The sequence below is a fragment of the Oceanobacillus sp. GQ8 genome (assembly GCF_059758495.1).
Window position 1 is genome coordinate 328,591 of sequence record NZ_JCAXEV010000005.1, and the last position, 14,952, is coordinate 343,542.

Consider the following 14,952-nt stretch of genomic DNA (forward strand, 5'->3'; position numbering starts at 1 on the left):
CTTACGGACGCACCGGGATAAATACTTCCCAATTGTTGAAAACTAACCCTATTACGAAACAGAGGGTGTCTACATGTGTTGTCATAAACGTCTAATTACCATTTTACTTCTTTTTGCTTATTTCATACTCCTTTCGCTACCTGTCTCGGCTGAAGTTAAACCTGGATTATTAAAGGTGCACTTTCTTGATGTAGGGCAAGGGGATAGCATTCTAATGAATACACCGTCAGGAAAAAACATTTTAATTGATGGAGGGCCTCCGGGTTCTGGGAAAAAAATAATTGCTTATTTGAAGGAAAAACAAATAGATAGGATAGACTTATTGATTACAACCCATCCAGATATTGATCATATAGGTGGCCTGCCTCAAGTATTAAAAAAGGTGAAGGTAAAGCAGGTAGTTGATTCTGGGAAACTCCATACAACTCGGACGTATGCAAAGTACATCCAGCAAATTATAAAGCATGACATACCTGTTAGGCTGGCTGAAAAAAATGAATTATTAAGGATAGACCCACTGCTAACGATACGGATATTGAATACGTATGGGAATTCGAAGAACAACAACCAATCATCGATTGCGTTAAAAGTGACATACGATGACATTGATCTTCTATTAATGAGTGATGTTGAAATGAAACAGGAAAAAGAATTTTTGAAATCGTATGATGTCAATGCGGAAATTATTAAAGTAGCACATCATGGATCAAATACAAGTTCCTCACTTGATTTTTTAAAGGCCGTATCCCCTGAGACAGCAATTTTGACATATAGTATTGAAAATGATTACGGGCATCCAGTTGATCGGGTTATCCGTAATTTGTACAAAGTAAAATCAGATATTTACTCCACCGCTGTCTTTGGTGACTTAGAAATTAGGTCGGATGGAAAAAGTTATTTGGTGCTCCCAAGTAGAGATCCCCTATCAAATATTAGAAAAGAAGCAGGATAGTTATTTACAATTTAATACAAAAGTGATATCATAATGATACAAAACAGTGGGGATGGTGTAGTCTTATGATGAAAGAGAAAAATGCTTGGATGATGAATGGTTTTTTAGGTATTGTTCTTATTGCTGCATTGCTAGCAGGTACAGTGTTCAGCTTTGTTGAGCAACAATTTATGATCGGTGGTTTATGTCTTATTGTTGCGGTAACATTAGGTAGTGGTATTACACTTGTACAACCGAATCAATCAGCGGTAGTAATTTTTCTCGGGAAATACATGGGGAGTATTCGTAGAGAAGGGATTGTCATTACGGTACCTTTTTCGGTTAGGAAAACCATTTCATTACGTGTACGAAACTTTAACAGTAAACGTTTAAAGGTAAATGACGTAAATGGGAACCCAATAGAAATCGCTGCAGTTATCGTGTTTAAAGTTGTAGATGCTGCAAAGGCAGTGTTTGATGTGGATCGCTACGAACAGTTTGTAGAAATCCAAAGTGAAACAGCAATTCGCGCTGTTGCTACAAAGTATCCATATGATACATTTAAGGATGTTGAGCTTACCTTAAGAGGAAATGCTGAAGAAGTATCATCTCAATTGACGTCAGAATTACAGGATCGCTTGACCGTAGCTGGAGTAGAAGTAATTGAAGCAAGACTTACACATTTGGCTTATTCCACAGAAATCGCCCAGGCGATGTTGCAAAGACAGCAGGCAAGCGCAATCATTGCTGCACGCAAACAAATTGTAGAAGGTGCAGTTGGAATGGTGCAGGATGCAATTTTGCAGCTTGAAAAAGATGGCGGAATGGAATTAGATGATGAAAGACGCGTTTCCATGGCAAATAATCTTCTCGTATCTATTGTTTCAGACCATGGCACCCAGCCGGTAATTAATACTGGATCGTTGTATCAATAAATTCTTTAAGTAAAAGAGGGTTTCTATGCCTAAGAAGAAGAACTTTCCGCTTCGAATTGATCCCAAGCTTTATGACATACTGCAGTCATGGGCAAAGGATGAATTCCGCAGTGTTAATAGTCACGTCGAGTTTTTGCTTCGGGAAGCAGCAAAAAAATCCGGAAGATTACCAAAAAGTGAAGATAAAAAAATAGGTGAAGATTAGAACCTGTACATGGATTGTACAGGTTCTTTTTTTGCATTTGGAGCTCCTGTAAAGGGGATCGAGAACACTGTGAAGTGAACCGTGATCATAGCAAAGTGAATCGTCATCCCTAAAAAGTGAAACCAAAGCAGAGCAAAGTGAATCGTCAGCGCCCAAAAGTGAAACCAAAGCAGAGCAAAGTGAATCGTCTGCACCCAAAAGTGAAACCAAGTAAAGCAAAGTGAATCATCAGCCCGAAAAGTGACACCAAGCAGAGCAAAGTGAATCATCAGCCCCCAAAAGTGAAACCACACCACTCCAAAGTGACGCCATAGCTCCCCAAAATGGAACCTTCATCCTACAAATTTAACCGAGCCTTTCCGCCATTCGGTCGCAAGTTCGCAAAATTAACTTAAACTAATCAAATACCTCTTGACTTTTATGTTCTTTAGTTATATGGTTAGTTACATAAGTAATTAACCAAATAACAAAGGTGATGAGATGAAAAATAACTTAGATGAAACGAAACCCATTTTTCTTCAGATTAAAGAACAGCTGGAAGACTCTATTTTAAGTGATTCCATTAAGGCTGGGGAGCGGGTTCCTTCAACAAATGAATTTGCATCCTATTACCAGATCAATCCAGCTACAGCAGCCAAAGGGATTAATGAGCTGGTAATGGAAGAAATACTCTATAAGCGAAGAGGTGTAGGGATGTTTGTTACAGAGGACGCCAAAGAAATTTTAATAAAAAAGCGTAAGCAGACGTTTTACAATCACTATATTCAACCATTGCGACAGGAGGCAGCTAAGCTGCACATCAGTAAAGAAGAACTGCTTGAGATGATTCAAAAGGGGGATGAGACAGATGAAGATTGAAGTGAAAAACCTAACGAAAAAGTATAAGGATAAGCTGGCATTAAACGACATTTCATTCACATTAGAAGGTCCTAAGCTTTACGGACTTTTGGGAAGAAATGGGGCAGGAAAGACGACTTTTATGGATATTCTTGCTGGTAATATCCGTGCAAGCAAGGGAGAAATTTTAATAGACGGAGAAGTTCCCTTTGATAATCAGAAGCTAACGGAATCCGTTTGCCTCATTAAAGAAGGGCAAAACTTCAAAAGAGACTTAACGGTGAAAAATGTGCTTAAAATTTATTCCTACTTTTACCCCAAATGGGATCAAAATCTGGCTGATGAATTAATAGAGTTTTACGATCTAAATAAAAATGCCAGGGTAAAGTCATTATCCAAAGGGATGGAATCCTCACTTGGTATTATTGTGGGGCTCGCAAGCAAAGCGCCAATTACGGTATTTGATGAGCCTTATATTGGCCTTGATGCAGCCGCCAGAAAAAAATTCTATGAACTTCTTTTAGAAGAATTCGAGACAGATAAACGAATGATTATTTTATCCACACATTTAATTGATGAGGTTAGTCTCATGTTTGAAGAGGTGTTGATTATACAAAAAGGCTCCCTTGTGATGCAGGAAGAAGCAGAGTACTTACGGAACAATACATGTGCGGTTACTGGAACAAGAGATGAAGTCAAAACATTTATCCAAGGAAAAGAAGTGCTCGAAACGAAGGAACTGGCCGGTGTAATGACAGCATATGTTTATGGAAATGCAGCGGATGCTAAATCGCAAGGGCTTCGTGTAGAGAGTATACCAATTCAAGAATTGATGATCTATCTAACCGAAGGAAAGAAGGGAGCATAACAATGGGGAGACAATTTAAAGGACTATTATATTTCTTTAGCTCGAATGTACGTCATTCCTTACTGATTTTTTGGACCATTTTAATGAGTATTCTTGTAGTAACCTTAACTATTTCCTATTTTCTATTGAACGTGGAAGGTGAAATGGCCTTTTCTCTTACAGCACCAATGTATGTTTATTGCGGTATCATGGGTTTTATAACAGTAAAGGAAATGGTGCCTTTCTCAATTAAGATGGGGGCTACTAGAAAAAATTTATATGTAGTAATAGCTATCTTCTTTTTACTATTATCTTTATTTAAAGCTATTGCTGGCACGATCATTCAGGTCCTTGTTACCAACATGAATGAGGAAATAGGGTTAAACAACTTTGATTTTCTTCACCTAGCTCAATTTATAGACGATACGTGGTATACACGCGTAGTAATTGACACAGCTGTCATGTTTTTCTTTTTAACACTTATGTTTCTACTTGGTTTATTGTTTTATCGGTTTGGCTTTGCAGGTGCAGGTTCAGTTCTAGGAATTCTGCTTGTAGGGTTGCTGCTCTCTATTGCAAAAGGATGGGCTTGGGACTTTATTACAAATATAGTGGAATCATTTGGCATGACGTTCTTTTTACAAATGACCATTATGAGTATCGTGTTTTATGTATTATCCTTCTTCCTTGTAAGACGTATCACAATTTAAAAACCAGAATGTTTAAGCCGAACAACTCTCTGTTCGGCTTAAAGTTTCATTTATCCATTCTGTTTCCGACGAAAGCTATAAACCGACAAAGCCACAAGGAGCATGCTTAAGGCCAGAGAAGTAAAGGCAGTGCCGAGTAGCTTGTCAGAAATCGTACCCGTCCGTAACAACTCATGAATGTAGGTGGATAAATGACCTGGACTCCATGTGAGAACATGACCAGTCACCTGTGTTAACAGACTAAGAAGCATAACCGAAACAATGGTTAAAAACACGACAATCCCAGGTCTCGAGACAAATGTATTAAAGAGAATAGCCAGACTGATAACGAGTAAAAACCAAAGGCCGTAGAAGAAAACTCCTTTCGCCCATATCATAAAAGGCAAGCTACCATACAAAATGTTTGTGTAATACCATCCTGCAAACAAACCAATAGTGGAAGAAGCCCCAACTAACACAATTAACGATGCCCATTTAGTTGTAATGTAATTTGTATAGGAAACAGGCTTTACTAGAATGAGTTCTGATACGCCACTAGCTTTTTCGCCCGCAATCGTATTCATAGCTAAAAATGCTACTAATAAAACGCCTAAGGTACTATATTGGCTTAAGCTCATCATGATGATTTCCGCTGGGGCATAATCAGGAAGCTCGATAACGGTTCCATCTGGAAACCCACCTGCGGATTGGATGATCTCTGGAAGGTAATAAGTTGATATGGGATCCATAACGGCAAGTATTATAAATACGATTGGTACCCAAATCCATTTTTTATTTCGCCAGCTCTCCAGCATCTCTTTCCGAAACATCGTAAACCATTGCATCATTGCTTCACCACCTTCATAAAAATATCTTCCATTTCAGCTTTATTTAATGAGAAACCAATGAGCGGCCAATCCTCTTGACCAGCCTTTTCTAAAAGGGTTTTTCGCAATAGGGTTAAATCATCTGCTATAACAGCTATACTTGTTTGGTTTACTTTTACTTCCGTCACAAAAGGGATTTTATGAATCCTTTCTTCATATTGCTGCACATCCTGGCTATTTTGAAACTCAAGTTCAATCACGTCTGTTTGGTATTTTTTCCTCAATTCCTGCATGGTACCGGACTCAATAAGCTTGCCTTTATGAAGGAGTAGCATCTCATCACTAATCGCATCAGCATCACTTAAAATATGTGTGGAAAAGAGAATAGTCATTGACTCTTTCAACTCTTTCATGAGTGTCATTACATCTCTTCTACCGAGCGGATCGAGTGATGATACTGGCTCATCTAAGATTAGGACCTTTGGTTGGTGAATCAAGGCCTGAGCTAATCCAAGTCTTTGTTTCATCCCCCCAGAATAGCCACTAATCCGCTTGTTTTTTGCCTCTTCTATACCAACTTTTTTCAACACCTTATCAGCAGTTTTTGTAGCCTCGACTTTTGAAAGAAGGGATAACTGGCCACTATAAATAAGAAATTCCCTCCCCGTCATCCAATTGTAGAAGACGGGGTATTGTGGCAGGTAACCAATGTATTTCCGAGAGTCAACATGGTTCACGATATTATCTAAACTTACGTCCCCATTAGTGGGGGATAGGAGACCTGAAAGCATCCGCAAAATGGTTGTTTTACCAGCTCCGTTAGGGCCAATCAACGCAATACATTTTCCTTCTGGCAGCGAAAAGCTGACATCGTCCACAGCGGTGTGTGTGCCATATTTTTTGGTAACATGGGTAGCAGATAAAACCGTCATTTAATTATTTCTCCTTCCAAAGATAAAATAGGCGATTGGACCAATTGTATTGAGAACAACTACAATTAAAATCCACATTCCCTTTCGACCGTTCACATTATCTGTCTTAATTAAATCAACAAGTGCAATAACCATTAATATGGCTTGAATAATAAGAAATGGTGCAATAATTGCCCAGTCGATATTTTCGAAAAGCTCTTTCATGGTCAAATGCTCCTTTCATTACATAGATAATAGTAAAGGAATACCTGCAGCTAAGAGGATGATGCCAAACAGTATAATCCATACGAGTGGTCGCGCCATATTCACTGTCCAGCCGATGCCAAATCGCTTTTCAAGAAACAAGGCAGGGTCATTCTTATTAAAATAGAATTGGCCAAGCTTCCAATAACGATCATCATCTCTATCCACATAGCTACTGTTATTAAGGGCTTCTTTCCTGACACGACTGCCACCTTGACCTGTAGTGATGGAGAGAAGTAGTGCAGCAATAATCATCCCACCGGTTAATACAAGAGGAGCCCCAACTAGCAGATCCGATTTGATAGGCTGATAAAAGGAGTATTGAATAAAGGAAAACAAAAGCGTTAAACCATAACTCGTTATCACGATAAAGGCGGACCATCTTCTTCTGAAAACTCGATTTTGTTCAGCAGAAGACTCAGGGTTATCTGCATCAATCTGTTGCTTTGCTTTTGTAATGATTATATTGACAAACAAAAAGAGACAAGCAAGGAAAACTTGCATGATTGGCATCAATAGGATGACTTTATAAGATGTGTCTGCCGTGTTCGTTATATTACCGGAAAAGTCATATTGCATGGGAATCGTGTCAGGCAACGTGTCGTAATAAATGAAAGATAAGGCAGCGGTAATAAATGCGATTATAAAAGATGGGATGAACCATAGATTGCTAACGGAAAGCTTTTGCCGGCGAAAACGCAGATCAATAGAAAGTTGTTGCTTTTTATTTCTAACCCATCCTTCTTCTGCTTTCCGCTGCTTTACTTGCCTGTGGAAATGCAAGTATAAGAAAAAGCTGATCATCATGTAACCAAGTATGATGGCGCCAAGTAGTATGCTAAGTGTGGTCTCATTGTTACTTGTAGTACCAAATCCAATAAATATAATCGTAACGATCAAACTAACAAAGCCAACAGTGATGGCATACTTCTTACGGTATTGTTTCATTTCATTGGTATGATAGATTTCCTCTGGTATGGAAACACCAAAGCTTTCTGTTTTTCTCGTCAAATATGGGATAAACATCATGATAATAAAAACTGGAGCGATCGTAAAAAAGAATAATAATAGAATAAATGTCATGTTTTTTCACCTTCCTCTTTAAATTCGTTAAATAGCTCCTGGCATTGCTTTAAAAACTCCTCTTCGGAAACCTGACGGCAAATGGATTCTGCAACGAAGGGACGAAGCTTTTTCTGTACTTGTTCCATGTAAGAAACATCTGCTTTTTCGACCCCATCCGGATGAATGACTACTCCTTTTTGTCTATGAATAAGGATAAAGCCTTCTTGCTTTAAATGCTGATATGCTTTGTTTACAGTGTGCAGATTGATGCCAATATCTGCTGCCATTGCTCTTACTGAGGGGAGCGGATCACCAGGCGAAAGGTTTTTCTTGGCTATCCCCTCAATGATTTGATGGATTAATTGAGTATAAATAGGTTCATCTGATTCAAAATCAAGGCGAATAAACATGTAGATAACCCTTTCTGTCTTTTTATGTTCTAACTGTTATACACATAATATAACAGATAAACTTAAAGTGCAATATAAAAAGCGTATGAGATAAACTCACATTCGCTCGTCTTTTAAAAAATATGTCTTTTTTCTTATTCTTGGACCTTCAAAAATTCAACTGACTCGTCATTGCTTCTTAGTTAACGTAAAAAAAAGAACTGATATCTAAAATCAGCTCTTTTCTTATAACTGTTCGTATTGGTCTAACAAAGTTTCGAGGATCTTCTGAATCGACTCTTGTTTCTTTTCTGGTAAAGCTTGGATTCTGTTTAGAGATTCCTTCATTTTGGGATGCGAACGTAAATAGTCGACATTTTGGTATAGGTCTTGGTCGAGACCAGCTTTATTCTGTCCATAGACTCGTTGGAAGTCTTTTAGCATTTCTTGCTCATACGCAAAGCTACCTGTGAGATGGTCCAGTGAGAGCTCAAATAACGAAGCAATTTTAAGTAATGAGGCGATATCTGGCACCGCAGTCCGGTTCTCCCATTTTGTTACAACAGATCGGGAAATGGCTAGTTTGTCGGCTAAATCTTGTTGAGTCCAGCCATTTTGCATTCTAAAATGTTTTATATTTACTGCGAGTTTTTCTAATTTCATTTGCACCACTAACTTTCTAATCTGTAGCTTTTTGTATCTTTCATACTATCATGACGGAAAGAAACAGAAGGGGAATCGTTTGTTCTTATATAGAACATATAGTAAAATGTTCTTATATTGAACTTATAAGAGGTGAATAAAATGGTGAGTTGTATGATTCTTAGGCATCCTACGATATCTAACTTAACGAAGTGCAAGATGTTGCGTTTCCTTTTCTATAAAGTTAATTTTGAGATCCATGTGGTGAAACAAGACACGGTTGTTATCTATGTATGGAATATCCAGCAAACGGAGCTTTGGCAAGCAGCCTTGATGGTTGCAGTGACGGATATAGAAGTTGGCTATGGAAAAGGATTTAGTAAACATGAAGCAAGAAAAAAAGCAGACCATGTGTTAAGTAAATGGGGTCACATTCCAGTATCTACAAGAGAAGAAGACGGATATTCTGGTAGCTTTGGTACCTAAAAAACATAAAATAAAAAAAGAATCAAAGCGGTTAGCTTCGATTCCCTCTTTGTGACAGCTGCTGATAAACTCGATCTGCTTGCTTAAATTCTTTCTGATAGAGAACTTCTTGTGTCTTTGATAGGAATTTCTCATGCTGCTGCATTTGTTTGCCGTTGTGCTTCATTAGAACACCTCCATGTATCCATTAGGATCACCAAGAGAGAGGAATCTATACATCTTTTCTAAGATTAACCAACTTCCTCTTCAGTATGCTGCTGTTCGGTGTTTGCAAAAGTTTGGTAAGAAACGTAATGATCCTTCGAGATTAAGAACAAATCATATACCTCTTCTTGCTTATTTATCTCTTGATATACTTCTGGATAGGTGCTATTTGCAATCGTTACATATGGTAGCTTTACTACTGCTTTAAGCGATCTGCTGTTTGTTTTTCTTACTTTCATAAACACGCCATTCATATTATGAGTCAGAAAAAGCTCATCAAAGAATTGCTCCTTTGCACGTTTATTATAGCCTTTTCCAAAATAGGGCTGGCCAATCCATGTTGCGAGAAACCCATACCCATCCTGTATATCAAATAGACTTATCGTACCGATCGGGTGGTAATATTCATCTAGAATTGTACGAGAAATCAGTTCTCTATTATCCTCAGCTTCCATTGTCTGTTTTGTAATGAAGAGAAACTCCTCACTTGAATAGGCTTTATGTCTAACATAGGGGAAGACCTCTGGATGTTTAATCAGTTCATATAATACAGGCGCCTCTTGTAGGTCACGCATTTTAAGCATAAAAAATACCCTCCTTATGGACAGGTGGGTATTCTAAATAACCATAAGGGAATTTAGTAAGTTGACCCACCCACGAATTTTTAGTTAACGTTCAACAAAAATTCGGGGTGGGAATCGAACCCACTAGAACCAGCATTGCTGGTGGCGCACCATTTGCCTTCCCTATTTAATTTCTACGTTCTAACTTGTATTTCATCTCTTTTAGTTTATGAATTTGATGTTTGATAGCATTATTTTACACATTTTTATTTAGAAAGGGAATACCCTTTTTTGTAAAATTTCCCGACAATTTTTTACAATAAATTGATAAACAAAATATATGTGGGAGGTTTCAGTAATGCCGACAGCCACAGCAACATAAACTTGGCTTTCTGTGGGCTTCCGGCTCGTGTTGTTCCTATTCGGGTCTACGTATTTTGCCAGGGCTAGTGGAATATAAACTCCATCTAATTACATGGCTTAACAGGACTTCTAGGAGAGGTCTATTCTTCAATGGAACTTATTGCTTTTTTTAGATGCGGATAGTTAAATTGGAAACCATGGTCCTGGGCTTTTTTAGGGAGGACATATTGGCCTTTTGTGACGAGCTGCCCCATTTCTCCGATAAGTAAATGAATCATACTAGATGGTACAGGCAACCAGTAGGGCCTATGCATCACAGAAGCTAGTATACGCATAAAATCTTTATTGCGTTTTGGATGTGGCGCCGTAGCATTTACCGGACCTTCTATCTTTGAATCATTTAGGCAAAATTGAATTAACCGCACTACATCATGTATATGAATCCAGGAGAGCCATTGTTCCCCTGTTCCGATTTTTCCGCCAGCAAATAATTTAACTGGTAGGCGCATGAGAGGAAAGGCTCCTTCGCTCCCAAGAATTACACCAAATCGCAAAAATACGGTACGGATACCGAGTTGATTCTCAGCTTGATTAGCCACTGCTTCCCACTCAAGAGCTACTTCCGCAAGAAAATCGTTCCCAGCGTCATTCGTTGCTTCTGTAAAAATCTTATCCTCAGAACTGCCAAAATATCCAACAGCAGATCCACTAATAAACACATCTGGTTTATTGTCCATTTTTTTAATCATTTCAACGAGTGACTGGGTTATGTTGATACGGCTTTCTAAAATAGACTGCTTTTTACTTTTTGTCCAATAGCCAAAAAGGGACTCGCCTGCAAGGTTAATAACCGCATTGATATGCGGTAATGTGGTTGGATCGTGTTCATAGCCAATAAATGTTGCTAACTCCGAGTCCTGTTTATTCTCAGGGGAGCGGGTAAGTATGTACGTATGATGTCCATTCTCATGAAGCGCTTTTGTAAGGTGTTTCCCTACAAACCCAGTTCCACCAGTTATTAAAATATTCATTTCTGACACCTACTTTTCAACAAAATTTATCCCGGTGCAACCGTCCGTAAGACTCCCACTTCAAAACATGAAGTCAAACAATAATGTTTAAGTGGGAATAAACGGACGCTAACACCCCGATTCGCTCAACTAACAATCAGTGGGGGAAGAACGAAAACCCCCCACAGATTCAAGTTTTACTTTATAGTTATATATAGGATATGCAAAATCTCAGTTAGAAAACAACGTAAGCATTGTTTGTTGGTAAAAAAATGTTTTGAACATAAAACGCGAACTTTTGCTCTGTTTTTGTTAAGATAAGAAAGGAGGGGTGAAACAACTTGAAAATTACCCGAATTACTACACAGAAAAAAAGTAAAAGTCGTTACAATATTTTTATTGCTGATGGCGATACAGACAAATACGGCTTTAGTGTGGATGAAGATATTTTAATTAAGTTTGGACTTAGTAAAAATGACGAACTTGATGATGCAACGATTGAACAAATTTTAGAAAAAGATTCGCTACATAAAATATATACCCAAGCCATTAACTTTTTAAGCTACCGAATGAGAACAAAGAAGGAAATTCGTGATTTTCTAATTAAAAAAGAAGCTGAGCCAGAGGAAGTAGAAGAGATAATGGACCGATTAAATGATGAGAAACTAATCAATGATAAACAGTTTGCGGAGATGTTTGTTAGAACGAGAATAAACACTTCAAGTAAAGGACCAAATGTAATAAAAAGGGAGCTTATGGAAAAAGGGGTCGCAGCTAACATAGCTACTGAAGCGGTTTCTGTTTTCACTTATGACTTACAATATGAAAAAACCCAAAATTTACTAGAAAAAAAGAGCCAGCATAAAAAGAATGTTTCCTTTCGTAAACAGCAAGAGCAATGGCGAACACAACTCATGCAAAAAGGGTTTTCCCATGACGTCATAAACGAAGTATTGAATGGGGACACAATTGATAAAGATGAAGAAGCGGAACAGGAAGCATTAAGAAGTCAAGCTGAAAAACTAATTCGTAAATTTGAGAAGAAATACAGTGACTATGAGCTCAGGAACAAAGTAAAAGAGGGACTTTATCGTAAAGGTTTTAACTTGGATAGCATTAAGAATGTACTAGAGGAAATATCAGAGGAGTAGCCAAGCCTTTGTTTACACGAAGTGAATTTAAAGCTATGATTATGGGATGCATCAGGGAGGGATTTTTATGAGTACAAATTATAGGTATAGCGATTATTCTATTGAACAATTGCGGGCTGAAATAGGCAAATTAAAGGAAAAGGCACAAAAAGCTGAACAGCTTGGAAACATTTCTGAAGTTGCAGTTAATGAACGGAAAATGCAGGTGGCGCTTGCCTACACATTAAATCCGAAAGACTTTAAAGCGGAAAAGATCTATACATTAAAGACAGATCCGGGTTACACATTTAAAATTAATTATATCAATGGTGTTTTTGCTTGGGGGCATAGAATAAACCTCCTTAATGAAATGAATGAGCAAGAAGAAGCAATTCCCATCTCTTTATTAGGAGATGCCGTGAGGATAAATAAAAACAGCAGGTAGCTTTCCTGCTGTTTTAAATCGGTGTTTCTTCAACATATAATTTACTTTGTAGTTTTCTTTCAGAAAAGATCCAGCCTGTATACGAACTCATAACTCGCATGTTGTCATCGATTTGGACAACCGCAACAAACGGGTAATGCCCTTTTGAACGATATCGTAGATCAATGAAACGCACTTCAGTGAAATCATCAAAATCATTAATTTCCCATCGATAAACGGGTGAGAAGGATAGGAACGCTGAAACATTTTTATCCTCTTTTGCAATTTTCATGATTTCTGTATCAGGTAAAGGTAACTTTTTGAATTCGTCCACAATTTCAATGTGGCCGTTCTGCACACTACCTACGTAGAAACGATCTTTTGTCGTTACAGCGACTCGCCAATAATTTTGTTTAAGGGTAGGAGATGTTGCAATCTGTTCGACATCTGAATAATACCCTTTTATTTCCTTTACAATCTCCCTTTTATCATTATACCTCTTCATGTAGTACAAGAAGATAACTGCATAGATAGTAAGCCAGGTATAACCAGGACTTGCACCTAGTAGCCATGCTCCAATTCCAGCAACGTGAAGAGCAAAGATATAGGGATCGAACGTGTTAATAAATCCATGTGCCACCCATTTATTGGTGAATGGGCGGTATGCCTGTGTTCCATAAGCATTGAATATATCTACAAATACATGTAGAACAACAGCGAGAAACGTCCATATCCATAAATGTAGGAAGTTAACACTTGGAACAAACAGATATATGATGGTAGCGATTAAAATTCCCCACATAATCACAGCAGGGACAGAATGAGTCGCTCCCCGGTGATGTCGGATATAGGTCGCATTATCTCGCAACTTTAATACTGTATCAAAATCGGGTGCGTGAGAACCGGCAATTGTCCCTACAAGCACCGCGTTAAACAGTAAGGGGTCTTGATGCACAGCGGGATCTAATGTAGCTAAACCGCCCAGTGCTACACCCATTACTATATGGGTACCAGTATCCATAAAATAGGTCCTCCTTAAAGGTTTGGTCTTCATACAAAAATTAGGATGTATGCTGGTGCGTCGTACTGGCATGATTGTTTACTTAAAATTTAAGGCTATTTTGATTTATTTATTGTATCATACAGGATGTGAATTTATGAAAAATATACCGTTACAACATTTTAACATTTCCGATTTTCAGGAAGATCTAATAAATTGGTATCAGGAAGAAAAGCGTGACTTACCGTGGCGGAAGGATCAGGATCCATACAAAATTTGGGTCTCAGAAATTATGCTCCAGCAGACAAAGGTTGATACCGTCATCCCGTATTTCCACCGTTTTATCTCCAATTTCCCAACAGTTGAAGCTTTAGCTGCTGCAGACCAGCAGGATGTACTAAAAGCGTGGGAAGGCTTAGGATACTATTCCCGCGCTAGAAACTTACAAAACGCAGTAAGAGAAGTAGTAGCAACTTATGGTGGAGTTGTTCCTGATAATCCGGAAGAACTTGGATCATTAAAAGGAATTGGACCATACACCAAGGGAGCTATCCTCTCTATTGCTTATGATAAGCCAGAACCGGCAGTAGACGGGAATGTAATGCGGGTTTTTTCGAGACTGTTTTATATTGAGGATGATATTGCATTACCTAAAACAAGAAAACTTTTTGAAGCATATGTTCGAGAAGTTATTGATCAAGATGATCCTTCATCCTTTAATCAAGCAGTAATGGAATTAGGTGCTATTATATGCACTCCTAAATCACCTGCTTGTATGCTTTGCCCGGTCCAAGCGCATTGTCAGGCATATGCGGAAGGGGTAGAAGAAACACTTCCTGTTAAGAAAAAGGCTAAGAAACAAAGAAAGGTACCTTATGTGGCACTTTTAATTCGGACGCCACAAGAGGAATATGTTATTGAGAAGCGCTCAAGTGATGGACTGCTTGCTGACCTTTTTCAATTTCCTATGGTTCCTATTAGTGAAATTGGATATGACCATATTGAAAGCTGGTTTTATCAAGAGTATGGTATTTCGCTTAATGTAAAGAATCATGCAGGAAAATTGAAGCACGTATTTTCCCATCTCATTTGGGAGCTGGAAATATATCATGCTGAAGCTGATATAACAGCAATTGAAGATCAAAGACTAAAGCTTATCGCAAAAGAAGATGTGGCAAAATACCCTTTTCCTGTCTCTCATCAAAAAATGATGAAGTACATGGGTTGAGA

21 protein-coding genes are annotated in these 14,952 nt (G+C 38.2%); 10 read left to right on the plus strand and 11 right to left on the minus strand.

The annotated features are described in order from the left end of the window. Positions 1-73 precede the first annotated feature (73 nt). From AC6CHS_RS16890 to AC6CHS_RS16900, 3 genes are all read left to right on the plus strand, one after another. Positions 74-952: a ComEC/Rec2 family competence protein gene (locus tag AC6CHS_RS16890; protein ID WP_498237907.1), complete on the plus strand. Its 879-nt coding sequence runs from the start codon at positions 74-76 to the stop codon at positions 950-952. 68 nt (positions 953-1,020) lie between these two features. After that, positions 1,021-1,866, plus strand: coding sequence for an SPFH domain-containing protein (locus AC6CHS_RS16895; protein ID WP_498237945.1), 846 nt, complete (start codon positions 1,021-1,023; stop codon positions 1,864-1,866). A 25-nt stretch (positions 1,867-1,891) separates the two neighbouring features. Beyond that, on the plus strand, positions 1,892-2,071 hold the full coding sequence (locus AC6CHS_RS16900) for a type II toxin-antitoxin system antitoxin (RefSeq protein ID WP_036577444.1): 180 nt from the start codon (positions 1,892-1,894) through the stop codon (positions 2,069-2,071). Here AC6CHS_RS16900 and AC6CHS_RS16905 read toward each other — a convergent pair. Next, the gene (locus AC6CHS_RS16905; protein WP_498237908.1) at positions 2,068-2,364 is read right to left on the minus strand and encodes a hypothetical protein; all 297 of its coding nucleotides are present in this window, start codon (positions 2,362-2,364) and stop codon (positions 2,068-2,070) included. The genes AC6CHS_RS16900 and AC6CHS_RS16905 overlap by 4 nt on opposite strands. 187 nt (positions 2,365-2,551) lie before the next feature. On the opposite strand from AC6CHS_RS16905, the gene AC6CHS_RS16910 reads away from it, so the two are divergent. The 3 genes from AC6CHS_RS16910 to AC6CHS_RS16920 are packed head-to-tail and all read left to right on the plus strand — an operon-like array spanning position 2,552 to position 4,465. Continuing rightward, positions 2,552-2,929, plus strand: coding sequence for a GntR family transcriptional regulator (locus AC6CHS_RS16910; RefSeq protein WP_036577446.1), 378 nt, complete (start codon positions 2,552-2,554; stop codon positions 2,927-2,929). After that, positions 2,919-3,776, plus strand: a complete 858-nt coding sequence (locus AC6CHS_RS16915) for an ABC transporter ATP-binding protein (protein ID WP_498237909.1) — start codon at positions 2,919-2,921, stop codon at positions 3,774-3,776. The genes AC6CHS_RS16910 and AC6CHS_RS16915 overlap by 11 nt, the downstream gene beginning before the upstream one ends. A gap of 2 nt (positions 3,777-3,778) precedes the next feature. Further along, on the plus strand, positions 3,779-4,465 hold the full coding sequence (locus tag AC6CHS_RS16920; RefSeq protein WP_498237910.1) for a hypothetical protein: 687 nt from the start codon (positions 3,779-3,781) through the stop codon (positions 4,463-4,465). A 50-nt stretch (positions 4,466-4,515) separates the two neighbouring features. Here the strand turns inward: AC6CHS_RS16920 and AC6CHS_RS16925 are convergent, their stop codons facing one another. From AC6CHS_RS16925 to AC6CHS_RS16950, 6 genes are all read right to left on the minus strand, one after another. Next, positions 4,516-5,292, minus strand: coding sequence for an ABC transporter permease (locus AC6CHS_RS16925; protein WP_498237911.1), 777 nt, complete (start codon positions 5,290-5,292; stop codon positions 4,516-4,518). Then, positions 5,289-6,203, minus strand: a complete 915-nt coding sequence (locus AC6CHS_RS16930; protein ID WP_498237912.1) for an ABC transporter ATP-binding protein — start codon at positions 6,201-6,203, stop codon at positions 5,289-5,291. Before AC6CHS_RS16930 ends, AC6CHS_RS16925 begins: the two co-directional genes overlap by 4 nt. Then, on the minus strand, positions 6,204-6,407 hold the full coding sequence (locus tag AC6CHS_RS16935) for a PLD nuclease N-terminal domain-containing protein (RefSeq protein ID WP_498237913.1): 204 nt from the start codon (positions 6,405-6,407) through the stop codon (positions 6,204-6,206). A gap of 18 nt (positions 6,408-6,425) precedes the next feature. After that, positions 6,426-7,529, minus strand: a complete 1,104-nt coding sequence (locus AC6CHS_RS16940) for a DUF1648 domain-containing protein (protein ID WP_498237914.1) — start codon at positions 7,527-7,529, stop codon at positions 6,426-6,428. After that, positions 7,526-7,921 carry a GntR family transcriptional regulator gene (locus AC6CHS_RS16945; protein ID WP_498237915.1) on the minus strand — a complete coding sequence of 132 codons (396 nt, stop codon included), beginning with the start codon at positions 7,919-7,921 and terminating at the stop codon, positions 7,526-7,528. Before AC6CHS_RS16945 ends, AC6CHS_RS16940 begins: the two co-directional genes overlap by 4 nt. Before the next feature lie 225 nt (positions 7,922-8,146). Continuing rightward, on the minus strand, positions 8,147-8,563 hold the full coding sequence (locus AC6CHS_RS16950; protein ID WP_498237916.1) for a helix-turn-helix domain-containing protein: 417 nt from the start codon (positions 8,561-8,563) through the stop codon (positions 8,147-8,149). A gap of 141 nt (positions 8,564-8,704) precedes the next feature. Here AC6CHS_RS16950 and AC6CHS_RS16955 point away from each other — a divergent pair, with 141 nt between their 5' ends. After that, the gene (locus tag AC6CHS_RS16955; RefSeq protein WP_498237917.1) at positions 8,705-9,028 is read left to right on the plus strand and encodes a hypothetical protein; all 324 of its coding nucleotides are present in this window, start codon (positions 8,705-8,707) and stop codon (positions 9,026-9,028) included. Positions 9,029-9,059: 31 nt separating this feature from the next. On the opposite strand, the gene AC6CHS_RS16960 is transcribed toward AC6CHS_RS16955, so the two are convergent. The 3 genes from AC6CHS_RS16960 to AC6CHS_RS16970 all read right to left on the minus strand — a co-directional run bounded on the left by AC6CHS_RS16960 (position 9,060) and on the right by AC6CHS_RS16970 (position 11,189). Further along, complete coding sequence (locus AC6CHS_RS16960; protein WP_498237918.1) at positions 9,060-9,194, minus strand: YfhE family protein; 135 nt, start codon at positions 9,192-9,194, stop codon at positions 9,060-9,062. Between the two features lie 64 nt (positions 9,195-9,258). Then, the gene (locus tag AC6CHS_RS16965; protein ID WP_498237919.1) at positions 9,259-9,816 is read right to left on the minus strand and encodes a GNAT family N-acetyltransferase; all 558 of its coding nucleotides are present in this window, start codon (positions 9,814-9,816) and stop codon (positions 9,259-9,261) included. Positions 9,817-10,298: 482 nt separating this feature from the next. Beyond that, positions 10,299-11,189, minus strand: a complete 891-nt coding sequence (locus tag AC6CHS_RS16970) for a TIGR01777 family oxidoreductase (protein ID WP_498237920.1) — start codon at positions 11,187-11,189, stop codon at positions 10,299-10,301. A 320-nt stretch (positions 11,190-11,509) separates the two neighbouring features. Here AC6CHS_RS16970 and recX point away from each other — a divergent pair, with 320 nt between their 5' ends. Both recX and AC6CHS_RS16980 read left to right on the plus strand, forming a co-directional pair. Further along, on the plus strand, positions 11,510-12,319 hold the full coding sequence (recX, locus tag AC6CHS_RS16975) for a recombination regulator RecX (protein WP_498237921.1): 810 nt from the start codon (positions 11,510-11,512) through the stop codon (positions 12,317-12,319). A 67-nt stretch (positions 12,320-12,386) separates the two neighbouring features. After that, on the plus strand, positions 12,387-12,743 hold the full coding sequence (locus AC6CHS_RS16980) for a YfhH family protein (protein ID WP_498237922.1): 357 nt from the start codon (positions 12,387-12,389) through the stop codon (positions 12,741-12,743). A gap of 13 nt (positions 12,744-12,756) precedes the next feature. Here the strand turns inward: AC6CHS_RS16980 and AC6CHS_RS16985 are convergent, their stop codons facing one another. After that, positions 12,757-13,743 carry a metal-dependent hydrolase gene (locus AC6CHS_RS16985; protein WP_498237923.1) on the minus strand — a complete coding sequence of 329 codons (987 nt, stop codon included), beginning with the start codon at positions 13,741-13,743 and terminating at the stop codon, positions 12,757-12,759. Between the two features lie 136 nt (positions 13,744-13,879). Here AC6CHS_RS16985 and mutY point away from each other — a divergent pair, with 136 nt between their 5' ends. Further along, positions 13,880-14,950, plus strand: coding sequence for an A/G-specific adenine glycosylase (gene mutY, locus AC6CHS_RS16990; protein WP_498237924.1), 1,071 nt, complete (start codon positions 13,880-13,882; stop codon positions 14,948-14,950). Positions 14,951-14,952 lie beyond the last annotated feature (2 nt).